This is a genomic window from Actinomyces sp. Marseille-QA0893 (genome assembly GCF_976954355.1).
The window spans coordinates 169859-184772 of record NZ_CDRJSY010000002.1; the positions used below are offsets into that span (position 1 = coordinate 169859).

General features: G+C 59.7%; 11 protein-coding genes. 5 read left to right on the plus strand and 6 right to left on the minus strand.

Annotated features, from left to right (window positions below; genetic code table 11):
* Nucleotides 1-99 precede the first annotated feature (99 nt).
* Nucleotides 100-1323, plus strand: a complete 1224-nt coding sequence (locus ACWNMW_RS03735) for an alpha/beta fold hydrolase (protein ID WP_449490066.1) — start codon at nt 100-102, stop codon at nt 1321-1323.
* 32 nt (nt 1324-1355) lie between these two features.
* On the opposite strand, the gene ACWNMW_RS03740 is transcribed toward ACWNMW_RS03735, so the two are convergent.
* The 3 genes from ACWNMW_RS03740 to ACWNMW_RS03750 form a co-directional block, all read right to left on the minus strand.
* Nucleotides 1356-2573, minus strand: a complete 1218-nt coding sequence (locus ACWNMW_RS03740) for a hypothetical protein (RefSeq protein ID WP_449490067.1) — start codon at nt 2571-2573, stop codon at nt 1356-1358.
* Nucleotides 2574-2843: 270 nt separating this feature from the next.
* Nucleotides 2844-4181 carry an MFS transporter gene (locus ACWNMW_RS03745; protein ID WP_449490068.1) on the minus strand — a complete coding sequence of 446 codons (1338 nt, stop codon included), beginning with the start codon at nt 4179-4181 and terminating at the stop codon, nt 2844-2846.
* A gap of 28 nt (nt 4182-4209) precedes the next feature.
* Entirely contained in the window at nt 4210-4944 is a 735-nt protein-coding gene (locus ACWNMW_RS03750; protein ID WP_295893062.1) for a glycerophosphoryl diester phosphodiesterase, read from the minus strand.
* 463 nt (nt 4945-5407) lie between these two features.
* Here ACWNMW_RS03750 and ACWNMW_RS03755 point away from each other — a divergent pair, with 463 nt between their 5' ends.
* Entirely contained in the window at nt 5408-6052 is a 645-nt protein-coding gene (locus ACWNMW_RS03755) for a hypothetical protein (protein WP_449490069.1), read from the plus strand.
* Nucleotides 6053-6237: 185 nt separating this feature from the next.
* Here the strand turns inward: ACWNMW_RS03755 and ppdK are convergent, their stop codons facing one another.
* The 3 genes from ppdK to ACWNMW_RS03770 all read right to left on the minus strand — a co-directional run bounded on the left by ppdK (nt 6238) and on the right by ACWNMW_RS03770 (nt 11539).
* Nucleotides 6238-8949: a pyruvate, phosphate dikinase gene (gene ppdK / locus ACWNMW_RS03760; protein WP_449490070.1), complete on the minus strand. Its 2712-nt coding sequence runs from the start codon at nt 8947-8949 to the stop codon at nt 6238-6240.
* A gap of 149 nt (nt 8950-9098) precedes the next feature.
* Nucleotides 9099-10667 (minus strand): FHA domain-containing protein, encoded by a 1569-nt coding sequence (locus ACWNMW_RS03765; RefSeq protein ID WP_449490071.1) that lies wholly within the window; start codon nt 10665-10667, stop codon nt 9099-9101.
* 17 nt (nt 10668-10684) lie between these two features.
* A complete protein-coding gene (locus ACWNMW_RS03770) occupies nt 10685-11539 on the minus strand; it encodes a PP2C family protein-serine/threonine phosphatase (protein ID WP_449490072.1) in 855 nt (284 codons plus the stop codon).
* A 155-nt stretch (nt 11540-11694) separates the two neighbouring features.
* Between ACWNMW_RS03770 and ACWNMW_RS03775 the strand changes: the two genes are divergently transcribed.
* The 3 genes from ACWNMW_RS03775 to ACWNMW_RS03785 all read left to right on the plus strand — a co-directional run bounded on the left by ACWNMW_RS03775 (nt 11695) and on the right by ACWNMW_RS03785 (nt 14831).
* Entirely contained in the window at nt 11695-12450 is a 756-nt protein-coding gene (locus ACWNMW_RS03775) for a hypothetical protein (protein WP_449490073.1), read from the plus strand.
* 74 nt (nt 12451-12524) lie between these two features.
* On the plus strand, nt 12525-14432 hold the full coding sequence (locus ACWNMW_RS03780) for a hypothetical protein (RefSeq protein WP_449490074.1): 1908 nt from the start codon (nt 12525-12527) through the stop codon (nt 14430-14432).
* A gap of 108 nt (nt 14433-14540) precedes the next feature.
* Nucleotides 14541-14831, plus strand: a complete 291-nt coding sequence (locus ACWNMW_RS03785; protein ID WP_449490075.1) for a YciI family protein — start codon at nt 14541-14543, stop codon at nt 14829-14831.
* The last annotated feature ends 83 nt before the right edge of the window (nt 14832-14914 follow it).

A 14914-nucleotide genomic window follows, 5' to 3' on the forward strand; every position in this document is an offset into this window, starting at 1 on the left:
GATCACAACAATCGCAACATTAGTCACACAAATCCCTCTCACCCCCGAGTTTTCCGCATAAAATCGATACACAACCCATCACCAGCAGGAGCAAGAATCATGGACGACATTGAACTCCCCGACGCGCCAGCCTCTCCCGAGAGCTTCAACGGCCTCGTCGATGAGAAGGTTCTTGCCCCTTGGGGAGAAGCCGGCCCCGCGCCAAGCGACCACTGGCGCCAAGACGTGCTCGGCGCCGACTACGAATCTCGAACCATTCCCCTGATGGATGATGACGCGGGCCCCGTTGTTGCGACCCTTGTTCGCTACCGAGGCCACGCTCCCTTAACACCCACCTCCTCCCCATCCGCGCCCGCACTTTCGCCTGCGCCAACAACTTCGCCTACCGACGCACACTCCACGTCCAGCGAAACTACACCGCAGCCCCCGCGCTTTGTACTCCTTTATATCCACGGTCGAAACGACTACTTCTTCCAACGCGAGCTCGCTGAAGACATCGCGGGCTGCGGCGGAGCGTTCTATGCGCTCGACCTGCGCCGCTATGGGCGTTCACTGCGCCCGGGTCAGCGCATGGGTTTCGTTTCAAACCTCAGCCTCTACGATGAAGACATTTCCGAGGCTCTCGACCTCATCCGCGAGGACTACCCCGATCTGCCGCTTGTCCTTATGGGACACTCGACGGGCGGACTCTTAGCAACCTTGTGGGCAAACCGTCACCCGGGCGCCCTCGATGGCTTGATCTTGAATTCTGCCTGGCTTGAAATGCAGACCATGGCTTCGATGCGTTCAGCTGTTGCACCAATCCTCGAACGAATCGCTTCACGCAATCCCATGTGGGCGGTGCCCGGAGGAGATGGCCCCGACCACTACGGCCGTTCCTTGCGTGAAGGGTGGAATGCTCTTGACGTTCCTCTTCCCGATTCGCTTGCCGCGCATCCTGATGATCCTGCAGTCAAGGGCTGGAGTTACGCCCTCGAGTGGAAGCGCCCCGGCTCATACCCGGCCTACGCAGCGTGGCTTGAGGCCATCTTGGATGGTCACGAAAACGTCGCGAGCTCAGTACACCTGGACATCCCTGTGCTCTCAATGATGTCAACGTCGAGCTATTTCGGCGAAGAGTTCAGCGAGGCAGTTTTCTCCAGCGACGTCGTTTTGGATCGCGAGGTCATTCTTGAGCGTTCCGCGCGACTCGGCCCACTGGTGACAATGGCGAGTTTCCCCGGCAAACACGACTTGCTGCTCTCGGACCCGCAGGTGCGCGCAGAAGTTTACGACACGATGAATCGTTGGATCGGCGCGTTTATCCCATTCACGGGAAACTAAGCGACGGACAAAGTCCTGTCAACAAACGACGCTTAGCCTTCGCGCGAGTACTCGCGGATAATCTCGCGATTGACCTCGGCTAGCGACTCTCCCAAGGTCGGCCCTTCTTCGCCGCCCAGGTGCCACAGCGCCCACGCGTCTCCGCCGACTTGAAAGTGCACTAAGGCTTCTTGTGGGTCAGTCCAGGTTTGCTCTCCCGCACGCAGGAGCCCATCTGCCGTGAACTCGCAATTCGCCTGCGGAGCCTCGAGGAGGATCGCGGGCACGTCCTCGGCAATGATCTGCCCCAGGACACGCAGCGCGGCCGCATCGCGCGCAAGAACGGGGATTCCCGCCTCACGTGCGCGAGCAAGTTCTTCGGCTTCTTCCTCACTGACGAGGCCGGCGCCGGTTTCCTCATTCACCTGCGGTGCCGCGTGGTGATGGGGATCTTCTACCGCGCGCTCGATGACATTTTCGGCGTCTGCACCATATTCGAATACTTCGTCGGCGTCGAACTCGCGCTCGCTCGTCTCCGCGTGCTCGGCGGGATCAGCTTCTTCGGGGAACTCCGCCTCGGCCTCGGCGAGCGGGTGCACGTTTGTGACGGTTACTTCCGGGATTGACGAGGCAATCGCGGGCACGTCCTCGGAGCGGCCGACGAGCAGGTGGGGGGCGTGGGCGTAGGTGCGCGGACCAACGGCGTGCACTTCAAGGAAGGAACGCCCATTGCTCATTTCGCGCAGGCTCATCTCGTGGACCTCAACACCTGAGGCAGCGAGAACTTCCAGGGCAGGACGCACGGCCGGGTCGATGCTGCCGACAACCATGACGAGGCGCGGGCCAGCGCCGGGCGAGGGCGGCATGGAATCGCGGAAATGCAGCCATCCGGACTTGAAAGCTGCAACACCACCGGGATACTCGCGGGCCAAATCAGACCACGACAAGGCGGCAGTGCCCGCGAGGCGCGAAAGGGACTGAATCAGAGTATCGGAGTCTAAAAAGTCAAGAATTTCGACAGAAACAACCTGGCCCGAAGGGTCCAAGGCGGTCAGGCGCGGGGCCTCGTTTTCAGGAGAGCTTTCCTCGATGAAAGCCGGTGCTTCGAAGGGCGAAATATCGCGCCACGTAATAGGAAAAAGGGGACGCGAAACAATCTCGAGGACCTGATTGCACACAGCGTCAACAACTTCGGGGGTAAGACCACCGGAAACAGAGCGGCCGAATTGGGCGGGGATCAAACGCCCCTCGTCGAATTCAAAGAGAGCCATGAAGCCTCCAACCCCTCATGCCCTGCCGGCAGATATGTGTTGATGAATGAATAGATGCGATCTGGTCTTATTGTTCCACAATCACGCGGGGGCATGGTCGAAGACGAGCCGGGGAAGTTGAGAGTGGTGACAGGTGACGGGGCGGATCGAGATGCAAAAAGCGGGTCCGCATCGTTCGGATCTGATACCTCGGTACCAGGGACGATGCGAACCCGCCCAAGCAAGCACGGCCTGTTAAGACCGGCTAGAAGGACTGAGTCCTACGAAGGATCACTTCGCCTCGACAGCTTCCTTTGCCTTCGAGCGACGGTTGGAGAAGACCAACGCGTAGGCGCAAGCAGCACCAACAGCGGCAACACACAGGGTGATCAGGAAGATGATGTGGTAGCCGGCTGCAGGATCTGCAGCGTGGGAATCAATGATGTTCGAGGTCGAGTAGTTCGCCCAGATGACGGGTGCGTAGACCAGGAAGGAACCAACCGACATTGCGGAACCATTGATGTCTTCAGGCAGGTGAAGCTCAGCGATCGGAGCAAGGATCACGGACTTACCCAAGAAGACGCCGAAGGCCATAACGATCAGGAAGATCATTGCGGGCCACATCATCGAATCCGAGACGGGGAGCAGGTAAACCACACCCACACCGATGGCGATGACGGTCAGAGCGACAGCCATCATGGTGGTGGAGGACTTGAAGATGTAGTCAGCGAGGACACCTGCAACCAGGCCAGCAATGATGCCGACGAAGCCGGTCGAGAAGATACCGAAGGTCGAGGCCTGAGCGGTGGACGCCTGGTAGACGCGGGTCAGGTAGGGTGCGGAGGAGTAAATCAGGTTGACGTAGCTCCAGTAGACGCACATACCTGCGATGCCTGCGAACCACACGCGGGGCTGGATCAGAACCTTGCCGAGGCCCATGAGGGCTGCGGTGTTCTTGGAGTGGCCTTCGGACTCTGCAACAGCGTTTGCGGGGACGAAGCGGAGGATGGCGAAGATGTTCGGGATCAGCAGCAGGGAGTAGCCCAGGCCGAAACCAATCATGATGCCGTTAGCGTGAGCCGGGAAAGCAGCGATGCATCCGATGACGATCAGGTTCATGCAGAACTCGAGGCCACGACGCAGAGACTCGAGGAGGCCCATGGCCAGGCCGCGGCCCTTGGAGTCAGAATCGGAGGCCATGAAGCTGACACCGTTAACGACGGCGGGCCAACCGATTGCATCCCACACTGCCCATGTAGCAGCGATAACAAGAAGGGCTGTGAGGTTCAGGTTGTAGCCCAGAACCGGGGAGAGCCACAGGAACAGGAAGGTCAGCAGTCGCCAAGAAGCGAAGGCGATGAGGATCTTGCGGATCGGGAAGCGGTTGTTCACCCAACCTGCAGGAACGTACATGAACATTGCGAAGCCGAGGACGGTCATGATCTTACCGAAGTCAGCAACGCTGATGCCCAGTGCCTGGGTCATTGGGTCAAGCAGCGAACCCTTGAATGCCTCGAAGGAGACGTAGACAAATTGTCCGGTGAGGACGACAGTAAGGTAGCCGCCGATGCGGCCCTTCTGCATGAACTTAGGAAGGCGCGACTTTGTGCCTACTGAGGTTTCCGACATGTTGTTCAATTTACCTTTCGAGTTTTACTCACTGAAGATGGGCAAAAGAGTCTGCAACATCGGTGAAGACACCGGTTGCGCCCCAATTGAAGAGCTCGTGCGCTCGATCAATTGAATTCACAGTCCACACGTTCACTCCGAAGCCCGCCTCGCGGAATGCCTCGACCTTGGACTTGGTCAGACCGCGATCCTCGGGGTGAATGTACGATGCGCCGACAAGCTCAAGCATGGACTTCCAGTCATCGTAGAGGGCAACCGTCTCGTAGAGGCAGCCGACCTCGTACTGGGGAGCACGTTCCTTGATCTTCGCCAACAGCACGTGGTTGAAGGAGGAGAAGAAAACTTCGCGCTCGGGATCCAGCCCGGTCAGAGCATCGAGGATGGAATCGATGAGACGCATCGACATGGCACCGCCGGCCTCGTTCGACTTAATCTCAATGTTCGCATTCAGACCACGACGGTTGAGGAGCTCGATGAGCTGCTCAAGAGTCGGCAGGGGCTGCCCGACGAACTCGGGAGAGAACCATGCGCCTGCATCGATCGATGCAAGGTCGGACTTCTCCAAGCCGTAGTAGGAGCCACGGCGATTCGTGGTGCGATCCAATGACGTGTCATGGATGACGATCGGAGTGCCATCGCCCAGGATGTCGACGTCAGTCTCAATCCAGGTGAGTCCAGCGTCTGCAGTCTTTTCGAAAGCTGCAAGAGTGTTCTCGGGTGCGACACGGTTCAGACCGCGGTGTGCAAAAATGCGACGTTCCATAGTCAGTTCACTGACTTCCTTGTCGAGGGTGGACAAAATCAAAAATCGGACCAATCAATGTCCGATCTCCGTTGTTAATTATGAAACGCGTCATTTTTCGTGTCACCCGGTTATGTGTGTAGTAGGACACAGAATTGGACTTTATTTCTCAAGGTGACACCCTGTTATTTAGCGCATCTTCGCAGGTCAGAGACACTTCGATCAAAATTGCCCACGAGCATCATCAGTGCCTGCACTTATGTGCAAAGGCTTGTGCACATAAGTGCAGGCGGCCGCATCTATGACATCGCCTCTATAAAAATGCTGCTCGTCACATTTTGACTATCCCTGCACGCTCCGCAACCCAAGCACCAAAGCCCCTCAACATCTGACGAAGAAATGCACTGAAGGACGACGCAGAACCCGACGACGACGTTCAGGAAGGTATCAGCTAGCACAAATTTCACATTGTTACGGTGGCAACATGGTGTTGGTCGCTCTTTTGCTCGTGCTCTTATTCATCGTCGTGATCTTCTTCTACATGGGAATGCTTCTGTGGATGCTCTTCTCCCCCGACTATCTGCTTGTCATAGGGTTGTCCGGCATTTTCACGGCGGATCACATGGGTTGGCTGACATCCTCAGAAAAGGCCCACTTCATTTGGGCAGTTCTCGCGATGGTTGTTGTTGGATTCGCCTATCACAAGCTCAATCACCTGCTGTACTCGGTCTCTCAACGCCTCTACGCGATTGTCAGTTTCCCGATTGTGGTCGTATCAAGCCTGATCCTCATGCTGAACTTCGCCCTGAAGCTCGCAGAAGAAGTTGCGCCCAACCTTGCAGATGATCCAACCGTCGAACACGCAATTTATATTGTGTTTGCCATCATCATTGCCGTTTTTGCATGGCGTAAACGGCAAACGGCTATGGCTCGTCTGCACTCCCCTGCCAATATCGTGCTCACCAACGGCAATGTGATGGTTGTGGAGAGCAGTAGCGCGATGCCCGCGTCACCGTATACGCCACAAGCCCCGACAGTCGCTCCCGCGTCTGGCCCAGCACCCCTGCACACACCACCGACCACTTTCTCAGCGCAACCTGGCGCAAACTCAGGACCGAAGAAGTACTGAGACAGCACCATTCAGAACACGCACGAGGCCCCGCCAGCGCAAGCTGGCGGGGCCTACGGCATTCAGCACAAACCCCATCCGCCTTGCAGCAAAAATTCGTCCGCTCGCAGCAAAAACACATCCGCCTCGCACGCTTATGCATGCGAGGCGGACGGGGTCAGAACAGTGTCAGTTCATCTCAGACATCACAGTGCGACGTGATCCTCGACGGCTGCACGACCGGCTTCCAGACGTGCGACAGGCACGCGGAACGGCGAGCAGGACACGTAGTTGAGTCCGACCTTGTGGAAGAAGTGGATCGATGCGGGATCGCCACCGTGCTCACCACAGACACCGAGCTTGATGTCCGGCTTGGTGGAACGTGCGCGACGCACGCCCTCGGCCACAACCGTGCCAACGCCGTGAACATCGATCGACTCAAAGGGCGAGACACCAAAGATGCCACCCTCGATGTACTGCGGGAAGAACACGCCTTCAACGTCATCGCGCGAGAAGCCCCACACGGTCTGAGTCAAGTCGTTCGTACCGAAGCTGAAGAAGTCGGCTTCCTCAGCCAGATCCTCGGCGGTCATGGCCGCACGCGGCAGCTCGATCATCGCGCCGATGGTCACGCCAGAGAGGTCAACGCCCTTGTCAGCGGCAACCGAGGCGATAATCTGCTCACCTTCCTCGCGGATCAGCTGGAGCTCGCGCACGGAGCCAACCAGCGGAACCATGATCTCGGGACGCGGATCCTTGCCGCGGGCAACCAGCTCAGCAGCGGCCTCGCACAGTGCGCGCATCTGCAGGGCGAAGAGGCCGGGCAGGTAGATGCCCAGGCGCACGCCACGCAGGCCCAGCATGGGGTTCTGCTCGTGGAAGCGACGCACGGTGACCAGCATTTCCTCGTCTGCGGGATCAACGGTGCCAGCGGCCTTTGCGAGTGCAACCTTGACCTCGAGCTCGGTGAGCTGAGGCAGGAACTCGTGCAGCGGCGGGTCAATCAAACGCACGGTCATCGACTTGCCGTCCATGACCTCGAGCATTGCCAGGAAGTCTTCCTTCTGCAGCTTCTCCAGGGCGTCGAATGCTTCCTGACGCTCAGCGGAGCCTTCCTCAGAGAGGATGACGCGCTCAACCAGCGGACGACGCGAGCCGAGGAACATGTGCTCGGTACGGCACAGGCCGATGCCCTGCGCACCGAACTCCAGCGCGCGCTGCGAGTCCTCGGGGGTGTCGGCGTTGGCGCGCACCTGCAGGCGACGCACCTCGTCAGCATGGGTGAGGATGCGGTGGACGGCCTCGATCAGTTCGGAGGTACCGGGGTCGCCGGCTGCCGCAGCCAGGCCAGCTTCGAGGCCGTGGCTCAGGTAGGTGGTCACCGGGGAGTCGGTCACGGGGACCTCGCCCAGGAAGATTTCACCGGTCTGGCCGTCGATCGCGATAACGTCTTCACCGGTCAGGACGCGACCAGCGACGGTCACGGTTCCGGCCTCGGCGTCGATCTCAAGAGCTTCAGCGCCACAGACACAGGTCTTGCCCATGCCGCGCGCAACGACGGCGGCGTGGGAGGTCTTGCCACCGCGGGCGGTCAGAACGCCCTCGGCTGCGACCATGCCGGGCAGGTCGTCAGGGTTGGTTTCGCGGCGGACCAGCACGCACTTGACGCCTGCTGCTGCCGAGGCCTCGGCCTGAGCGTTGTTGAAGACGATGCGGCCAACGGCTGCGCCCGGGGAGGCGGCCATACCGCGAGCGATGAGTTCCTTGGATGCAGAAGAGTCGAACTGCGGGAACATCAGCTGGGTGAGCTGGTCACCGGTCACGCGGCCCAGGGCCTCGTCGCGGGTGATGAGCTTTTCGTCGACCAGCTGGACGGCGACGCGGAAGGCGGCGGCAGCGGTGCGCTTGCCGACGCGGGTCTGGAGCATCCACAGCTTGCCGCGCTCGATGGTGAATTCGATGTCGCACAGGTCGCGGTAGTGGGTTTCGAGCTTGTGCATGATTCCGCGCAGCTCGTCGTAGACCGGCTTGTTGATCTTCTCAAGGTCGGCCAGGGACAGGGTGTTGCGGATACCTGCAACGACATCTTCGCCCTGTGCGTTCTCGAGGTAGTCGCCGTACACACCGGAGTGACCGGTGGAGGGGTCACGGGTGAAGCACACGCCGGTGCCGGAGTTTTCGCCCATGTTGCCGAACACCATGGTGCAGATGTTGACTGCGGTGCCCAGGTCGTGGGGGATGCGCTCACGGCGACGGTAGATGCGTGCGCGCTCAGTATTCCAGGAGCGGAAGACGGCCTCGATGGCCATGTCCATCTGGGTGCGGGGATCCTGCGGGAATTCCTCGCCGGTTTGCTCGTAGACAATGGTCTTGAAGATATCGACCAGGTTCTTGAGGTCCTCAGCGTTGAGCTCGGTATCGCCCTTAACGCCGCGTTCCTTCTTCATGTTGTCCAGCGCGTCGGAGAAGAGGTCTCCGTCAATGTCCAGAACGGTCTTACCGAACATCTGGACGAGGCGACGGTAGGAGTCCCACGCGAAACGCTCGTTGCCGGAAACTTCAGCCAGGCCGTGGACGGATTCGTCATTCAGGCCGATGTTGAGGACGGTTTCCATCATGCCGGGCATCGAGAACTTCGCGCCCGAGCGGACGGAGACAAGGAGCGGATCCTTGGGATCGCCCAGCTTGCGGCCCATTTCTTCTTCGACCTTGCGAAGGGCGACGGTCACTTCAGTATCGAGACTCTCGGGGGCAGTGCCGTCGTGCAGGTAGACGCGGCATGCTTCGGTGGTGATCGTAAAACCGGGAGGAACGGGCAGACCGAGCTTCGTCATTTCCGCCAGGTTCGCACCCTTGCCTCCGAGCAAGTCCTTCATTGACTTGTCGCCCTCGGAGAAGTCATATACATACTTGACCATCTGGTCCCTCAACTTCCGTTGTTTCGGGGGGATACCCGTCCTCGGGTCCCTGTGTATTCACATAGTAACTAATGGGAAAGTGCCCTCCAAATGATACGGGCCACGCCGCGGAATCCCGCGGGGTGGCCCGTTCAGAATATGGTCAGCGTTTATCGGACGATGAATTCGACCAGGACATTCTCTCCCAAGTCAATAACGTCGCCATCGTTGAGTGCCACGGTGACGCGCGGAGGCACATCTTGAACGTTGCCGTTCGAGCTGCGAAGGAGCGTTCCATTGGCGCTTCCCAGGTCCATGAGCATCCAGGAACCGAATCCGCTGGGCATGACGGCCGCGTGCGAGCGTGAGATTTCGTTCGCGGGGCTGGGAACGCGCATCACGGTCGCGGCGGGGCGACCGGTGAGGACGCGCGCGTTGGGGTCGCGGCCCAAGATCACATCGTGAGTGAGTTCGACGGGCGCGGCACCCGCGTAGACCAGGTATCCAACGCTCGTGTGCGCGGAGTCGTCGCTCACGCGGCGCAGGACAGTTGCGCCAGTGTCCGCGTTGTCGAGTTCGAAGGCGGGCGCGAGCGGCCCCGCCGGCGTGCTTTCTTCGACTGCCGAGGCCGCATCTGGGCTTTCCTCAACAACCGGGGCTTCCTGCGGAGTGACATCCGTCACTTCCGCCACTTCCGCCTGAGGCTCTGCTTCAACCTGCGCCGGGGTTTCGCTCACCACTGGGGCTTGTCCCTCTTCAGCGACCGGGAATTCCTGGGGAACTTCAGTCGCTTCGGGGGCGACATGGGATTCGGGAGCCTGTTCAAACGACTGGGCCGCTTCGTAGGATTCAGCAGCTTCTTCCACCTGCGGAGCATCCGCTTGGGCTTCAGAAACGGCGAGCTCCTGAGCAGCCGACTCCTGCGCTGCAGCGTCTTGCATTGCAGCAAAAGCTTCGGAGGTGATGGTTGCTTCTAGGGCCTCGGGGCTGGTGTATACGGGTGCAGCTGCGGGAGAAAGCACGGCCTGCGTCGCGGCGACTTGAGCACCGGCTGCGAATTCCGGGGCGTCCTCACTCTGGGCGTCATCCGCCTCGGGTTCGGGTGCCCACAGGTACTGCGGAGCCGGTTCGTTTGCGGGCTCCTCAACGGGGGTTTCCACGACGGGTTCAGCGATGGGTTCCCACACACTCTGCTGGGCCTCGGGCTCAGGGGTAGCGGCGGGCTCAACGGAATCCTCCTGCGTCTGCGGAGCTTCCTCGACGGGCTCGGGCGCGGCCTCGTGAGTGGAGGCGGGGGCTGCGGAAAGCTCAGGCTCGACGGGGTAACCGACGCGGACCTGGCTGGCCTCGGCTGCCGTATCGGCGAAGTGTACCCACTGCTGGGAATCGTCGAAGGAGGACAAGGCGATGTCCATGATGGTCCACTCGCCGGGGACGAACTCCCACATGGACAGCGGACCGCCCCAGGTGAAGGGGGTCTCGTAGCCGGGGGCAACGGCGCGCACGTTCGCGCTTCCGCCAAGGGAGAGCAGCGGCACAGCGCCGCGCAGATCCATGTGTGCAAAAGGCAGTCCGGTGCTGGCAGCGTGATTCACCCACGTCGCCAAGTCCTCGTTTGAATCGTTGACAAGGCGCTGAGCGGAATCGGCGAGCTCAGCGGGAACCAAAGCAAAACCGAGAGGTCCGGCAACGATGAACCCACCGTTGCCGCGAACTGCATGGCGGCCCAATTGCAGCATGGAAAAACTCTTTTCTCTTATCGGGCGCGGCGCGCCGTCGTGACCGGGAGGGGCCTCACTGGGATACGTGGACGCACGCTCGCGCGTATGTCTCCATCGTAGCGGCTTCCCACAACCGATTGTGCACGGACGACAAGAGCGGTTGCGTTATCGCGCGTGCCCGCAGCCAAGGCCTGGTCAACCAAGGTGTTTGCGATCTCTTGCGGGGAAGCATTGTCGCTGACCGTGGCGAGGATGTCTTCGTTGCTCAAAACTCCGTGGACTCCATCGGAGCAGACCAGGACAAGGTCGCCTTCGCACATGGGAGTGAGGACGTAGTCGGCCTGCGGGAGCTCGGGCATTGCGGCGCCGAGCGCTCGAGTGATGACATTCGAAGGAGGAAGAACAAGGTCTGCGCCTGTGCGCTGCGCGAATTCTTTTGCTTCTTGAAGGGCCGAGTGGTCCGTCGTGAGCTGAACGATGCTGCCCTGGGCGATCAGGTAGGCGCGCGAATCGCCAATATTAAAGGTCAACCACTGGGGGCCGTCTTGGTCGATGGTGAGAGTCCCGCACAGCGTGGTCCCTGGGGCTGCTGGGTCTCCCTCCTCCCCTAACGAGGCCACGGCCTGGGCTGCGTCGCGGATCGCGTCGACCAGCTCGGCGGGGTTGGGGTCGATAGCGGAGAGGGCCTCGGGGCTGAGTGCGGTGGAGAGAACTTCCAGCGCGGTTGTCGAGGCGAGTTCGCCCTCGGTATTTCCGCCCATTCCGTCTGCGACGGCGAAGAGGGGTTCTTGGACGAGCCAGGAGTCTTGGTTCGAGGAACGTACGGGGCCAATGTCACTGGTCGCACCCCACGCGGTGCGGATCACGGTCCCACAGAGAGGAAGGTCCACAGTGTAACCTCCTTTGACGTACGTTCTCTTTTACGCGAAAATAATCCCATATATCGAAGAACTTGTGCACCTTTGAACGAAAACGCGTGTTTTCAGGTGCCAGGTAAGGTTGAGCTTCCCGTTTCCGGGTCGCACATGGGAGAAAGAGAGTTCCGATGATCGGCGATGTAGATATCAGCATGGTTGAGGAAATCCTTAAGGCCTCTCAAAGCAATCTCAATTCTTCTCGAGACGATTTTTCTTCAGAAACCCCAAAGGAACTCACTTCCCTAACTGCAGTCCAGACCGCAGCGAAGTGGGGCGACGAGTCGGGCCCTCAAGCAGCCCGCACCCAGTATTCAACGTCGATCTGTGAAATGAATACATCTGTCACTCAGCTCAATGCAGAGATTCTTGCGCTCCTTGGCGGCATCACGACCACCATTCAGAATTTTTCTGCGAATGAGCTTGAAAGTGCCGAAGCCGTCAATTATTTGTCCCAGCAAATCGAACAGGCGAAGCTCTCGGCTAATTCAGCTTCTTCTCATGAAGTCTCAGTAGCAATCAGTACTGCTGCTATTGCTCAGGCCGCACAAGCTTTCTCGGGTGTACTTGCTGGAAAGAAGCCAACAGAAGTACCGAAACTCAACCCCGAAGATCTTTCGGGCTTGCTGGAAAGCGCGAACGGCGGGCCAATGCCAGGCCAAGTTACGACGTGTCAGGCTCCGCCTCCGTCTACTACGGCCAATCAGTCCACGCTTGTGACGAATCCTTGGTCTACTTCTCAGAGCACTCCGCAAGTGCCTCCGATGATCGCGCGCCCGACGCCTTCTTCAACGCCAACAACACCTGCTTGGCAAACGTCGTCGACGCCTGACGATCCTTTCGGTGTGAATCTGCCCGGGCCTATCGATCAGAACTTGTATCACTAAATATGCCTTCCTGACGCATTCGTCATCGAGGCCGCTTCACTTAATCTTGTTCGTTCCCTTCAGAAAGACTGCTCATGGATAGCATGCCTGCTTCTCCGCTCTACGACCGATTGACCGACGTCGCCCAGCTTGACTACTCCGATCCCGATGCGGGGATGATCACGAACATCCAAACGCAGATCACATCTCTTCGAGAGGCTTGCACAACCTTCTCGCAAAATCTCGGGGTCCAAGGAGCGACACGCGCAGCTCTTGAGCAGCGCGTATCAGACCTCCAGACCCAATTGGATGTTCTTGAAACTCGCCTTCAGACGGTGAACAACGCGCACACCGAAGCCCGTGCGGCGATGACGACCGCGAAGACAACACACGGGACGCTCAGTCCCGTCCTTCTCACCGCACGCGATCGCAAGATGGCCGAAATGGCCTACTCACGCGAATCTCCGACATTTGCAAAAGACGTCGAAGATCACCTTCGAAGTCTCGCAGCGCAACGCAATACGCAGCGCGAAGCAGCTGCACAGGCAGCGTTGGACACTATGAATGCCGACGTGACAACGGCTTCCTCTGGTTTTACAAAAGAGGCCGCAGAGGCCAAGGCAGTCGGGGCGCCAAGTACCGATAGTTCCCCGGAACAAAGCCCAAGCGGGAGAAATTACCCATCAATTCCCAGTGGTGGTCGCTCTGGATCTACCGACGGTCCAATTGCCGGCGTGACGACTCTGCCCTCCGTTGTGCCTTCATCATCTGTTCTGGCGGGCGTGGACGTTACGACTATGCCGATTGGCGGATACATGACTGCGGACGGCCCGGTTGGGGGATATGTTCCGGCTCCAGTCACCGATGCAAACGACCCTCGTTGGCACTCTGATGATGACATCACCGGGGTTTCTTCACGTTCAAGGAACCTCGCTATTTCGGGCGGTGCACTGTCAACGGGCGGCGTCTTAGCGGGTCTTGGTCGAATGTCAAGCATGACAACCTCCGTCGGAAGCTCCATGGGCGCTCTTGCTTCTCGTGCTGCCTCATCGCAGTTCGGAACGGTTCCTGCTGGCGGTAAGCTCGCCCCTTCGACGAGCGCTCGACTGTCATCATCGAATGTTGTTTCACGGGTGCTCAACGATCTTGAACGTGGAGCAATTACTCCTCGTGGAACTGCTCAGGCTGGAAACTGGGGTAACGCTGCTCGTTCTTTCAATACAGGTGCTCCGCCGGCAAACGGAGCTGCTCGGACGGGTTCTGGTTTCCCGCGCGGAATTGGCGCTCCCGGTGCGACCGGTACTGCTGGTGCAGGTACTTCGGCTCAGGGCGGTGCTGCTTCGACGAACCGCGCTGCGACCATGTCTGCGCGTGCACGCGCTGCAGCGAGCATTCGTCCTGCCGGTGGTGCGGCTACCGGTACGACGGGAGCAACAGCGGCTGCGACGAAGGGCGGAGCAACTGGAGCAAAGGGCACGGCTGCGAGCGCGTCCAGGACTGGAACTGCCGGAGCGAAGGGCGCGGCAGGCACCGCGAAGGGAACTTCGACGGCGGCTGGTGCACGGACTGCTGGCGTTGGTCCTCGCGGGGCAACAACCGCTCAGGGCGCTGCATCTGCCTCTACGCGCGGTGGCGCCTCCTCTGCAAAGGGAGGAGCGACTGCTTCTGCCAAGGGTGCTGCTTCCGCTGCGAAGGCGGGAAGTTCATCGGCCTCTACTGGCGTGAAGGGCAGCGCCGCAACTGCTGGTGGCAACGCGGCAGCCGGGGCTTCGGCTGGACGCGCGGCTTCTTCAGCTATGGGACGCGGCGCTTTTGGCGGCGTTCCTGCTGCAACCGCGTCGAAGGAAGAAAAGGAGCGCGCAAAGCGCCAGGCGCTGGCTGGCTTCAAGGCTGTTCGCGTTGATGGCGTTGAGGAGCAGGTTCCTGTAGCCGCTGGGCTTTCGGCTGGTAGTGCTGCTGCATTGAAGCCGGTCGCCGCACGCGATCAGGGCGACCAGTGGTGATTTTTTCGTGAAGTGAGGCGCGAGGCCGTGGGTCTCGCGCCTCTTTCATTTCTCACGCTGATTCAGCTCGGTATATCGTGAGGGTGTTGTCCTATTCAAGGAGGAAAAATGAAGGTTTTCACTGTCGAATACCGTTACGTCACTGACCGCGATGAGGAAATGGCAGAGGTCCGCCCCACGCACCGCGCGTTTAATGGCGAGCTTGCCGCCCAGGGCCGTCTGATTGCCGCAGGCCCCTACACGGGCACGCACGATGCTCTGATTATCGTGCGCGCGGAAGATGCTGCCGGTGCTCTGGAGCTACTGGAAGCCGACCCGTTTAATCAGGCCGGTTTCATTGCCGAGCGCATTCCCCGCGAGTGGAACCCGGTGATTGGGGATATTCCGACTGAAGTCTAGGAAGCAAAGATCGGTAGCAGCTATTCGATGGCACGCCTAGGGTTCAGGAACGATGTCAGTAGAGGCACAACGCACCCTTTAAC

What these genes read in the sequence shown, in the direction of transcription:
- ppdK (WP_449490070.1), bottom strand. Translation starts at nt 8,949, where the DNA reads ATGGTCAAGTATGTATATGACTTCTCCGAGGGCGACAAGTCAATGAAG.
- ACWNMW_RS03740 (WP_449490067.1), bottom strand. Translation starts at nt 2,573, where the DNA reads ATGGCTCTCTTTGAATTCGACGAGGGGCGTTTGATCCCCGCCCAATTC.
- ACWNMW_RS03780 (WP_449490074.1), top strand. Translation starts at nt 12,525, where the DNA reads ATGGATAGCATGCCTGCTTCTCCGCTCTACGACCGATTGACCGACGTC.
- ACWNMW_RS03745 (WP_449490068.1), bottom strand. Translation starts at nt 4,181, where the DNA reads ATGTCGGAAACCTCAGTAGGCACAAAGTCGCGCCTTCCTAAGTTCATG.
- ACWNMW_RS03765 (WP_449490071.1), bottom strand. Translation starts at nt 10,667, where the DNA reads ATGCTGCAATTGGGCCGCCATGCAGTTCGCGGCAACGGTGGGTTCATC.
- ACWNMW_RS03755 (WP_449490069.1), top strand. Translation starts at nt 5,408, where the DNA reads ATGGTGTTGGTCGCTCTTTTGCTCGTGCTCTTATTCATCGTCGTGATC.
- ACWNMW_RS03735 (WP_449490066.1), top strand. Translation starts at nt 100, where the DNA reads ATGGACGACATTGAACTCCCCGACGCGCCAGCCTCTCCCGAGAGCTTC.
- ACWNMW_RS03775 (WP_449490073.1), top strand. Translation starts at nt 11,695, where the DNA reads ATGATCGGCGATGTAGATATCAGCATGGTTGAGGAAATCCTTAAGGCC.
- ACWNMW_RS03750 (WP_295893062.1), bottom strand. Translation starts at nt 4,944, where the DNA reads ATGGAACGTCGCATTTTTGCACACCGCGGTCTGAACCGTGTCGCACCC.
- ACWNMW_RS03785 (WP_449490075.1), top strand. Translation starts at nt 14,541, where the DNA reads ATGAAGGTTTTCACTGTCGAATACCGTTACGTCACTGACCGCGATGAG.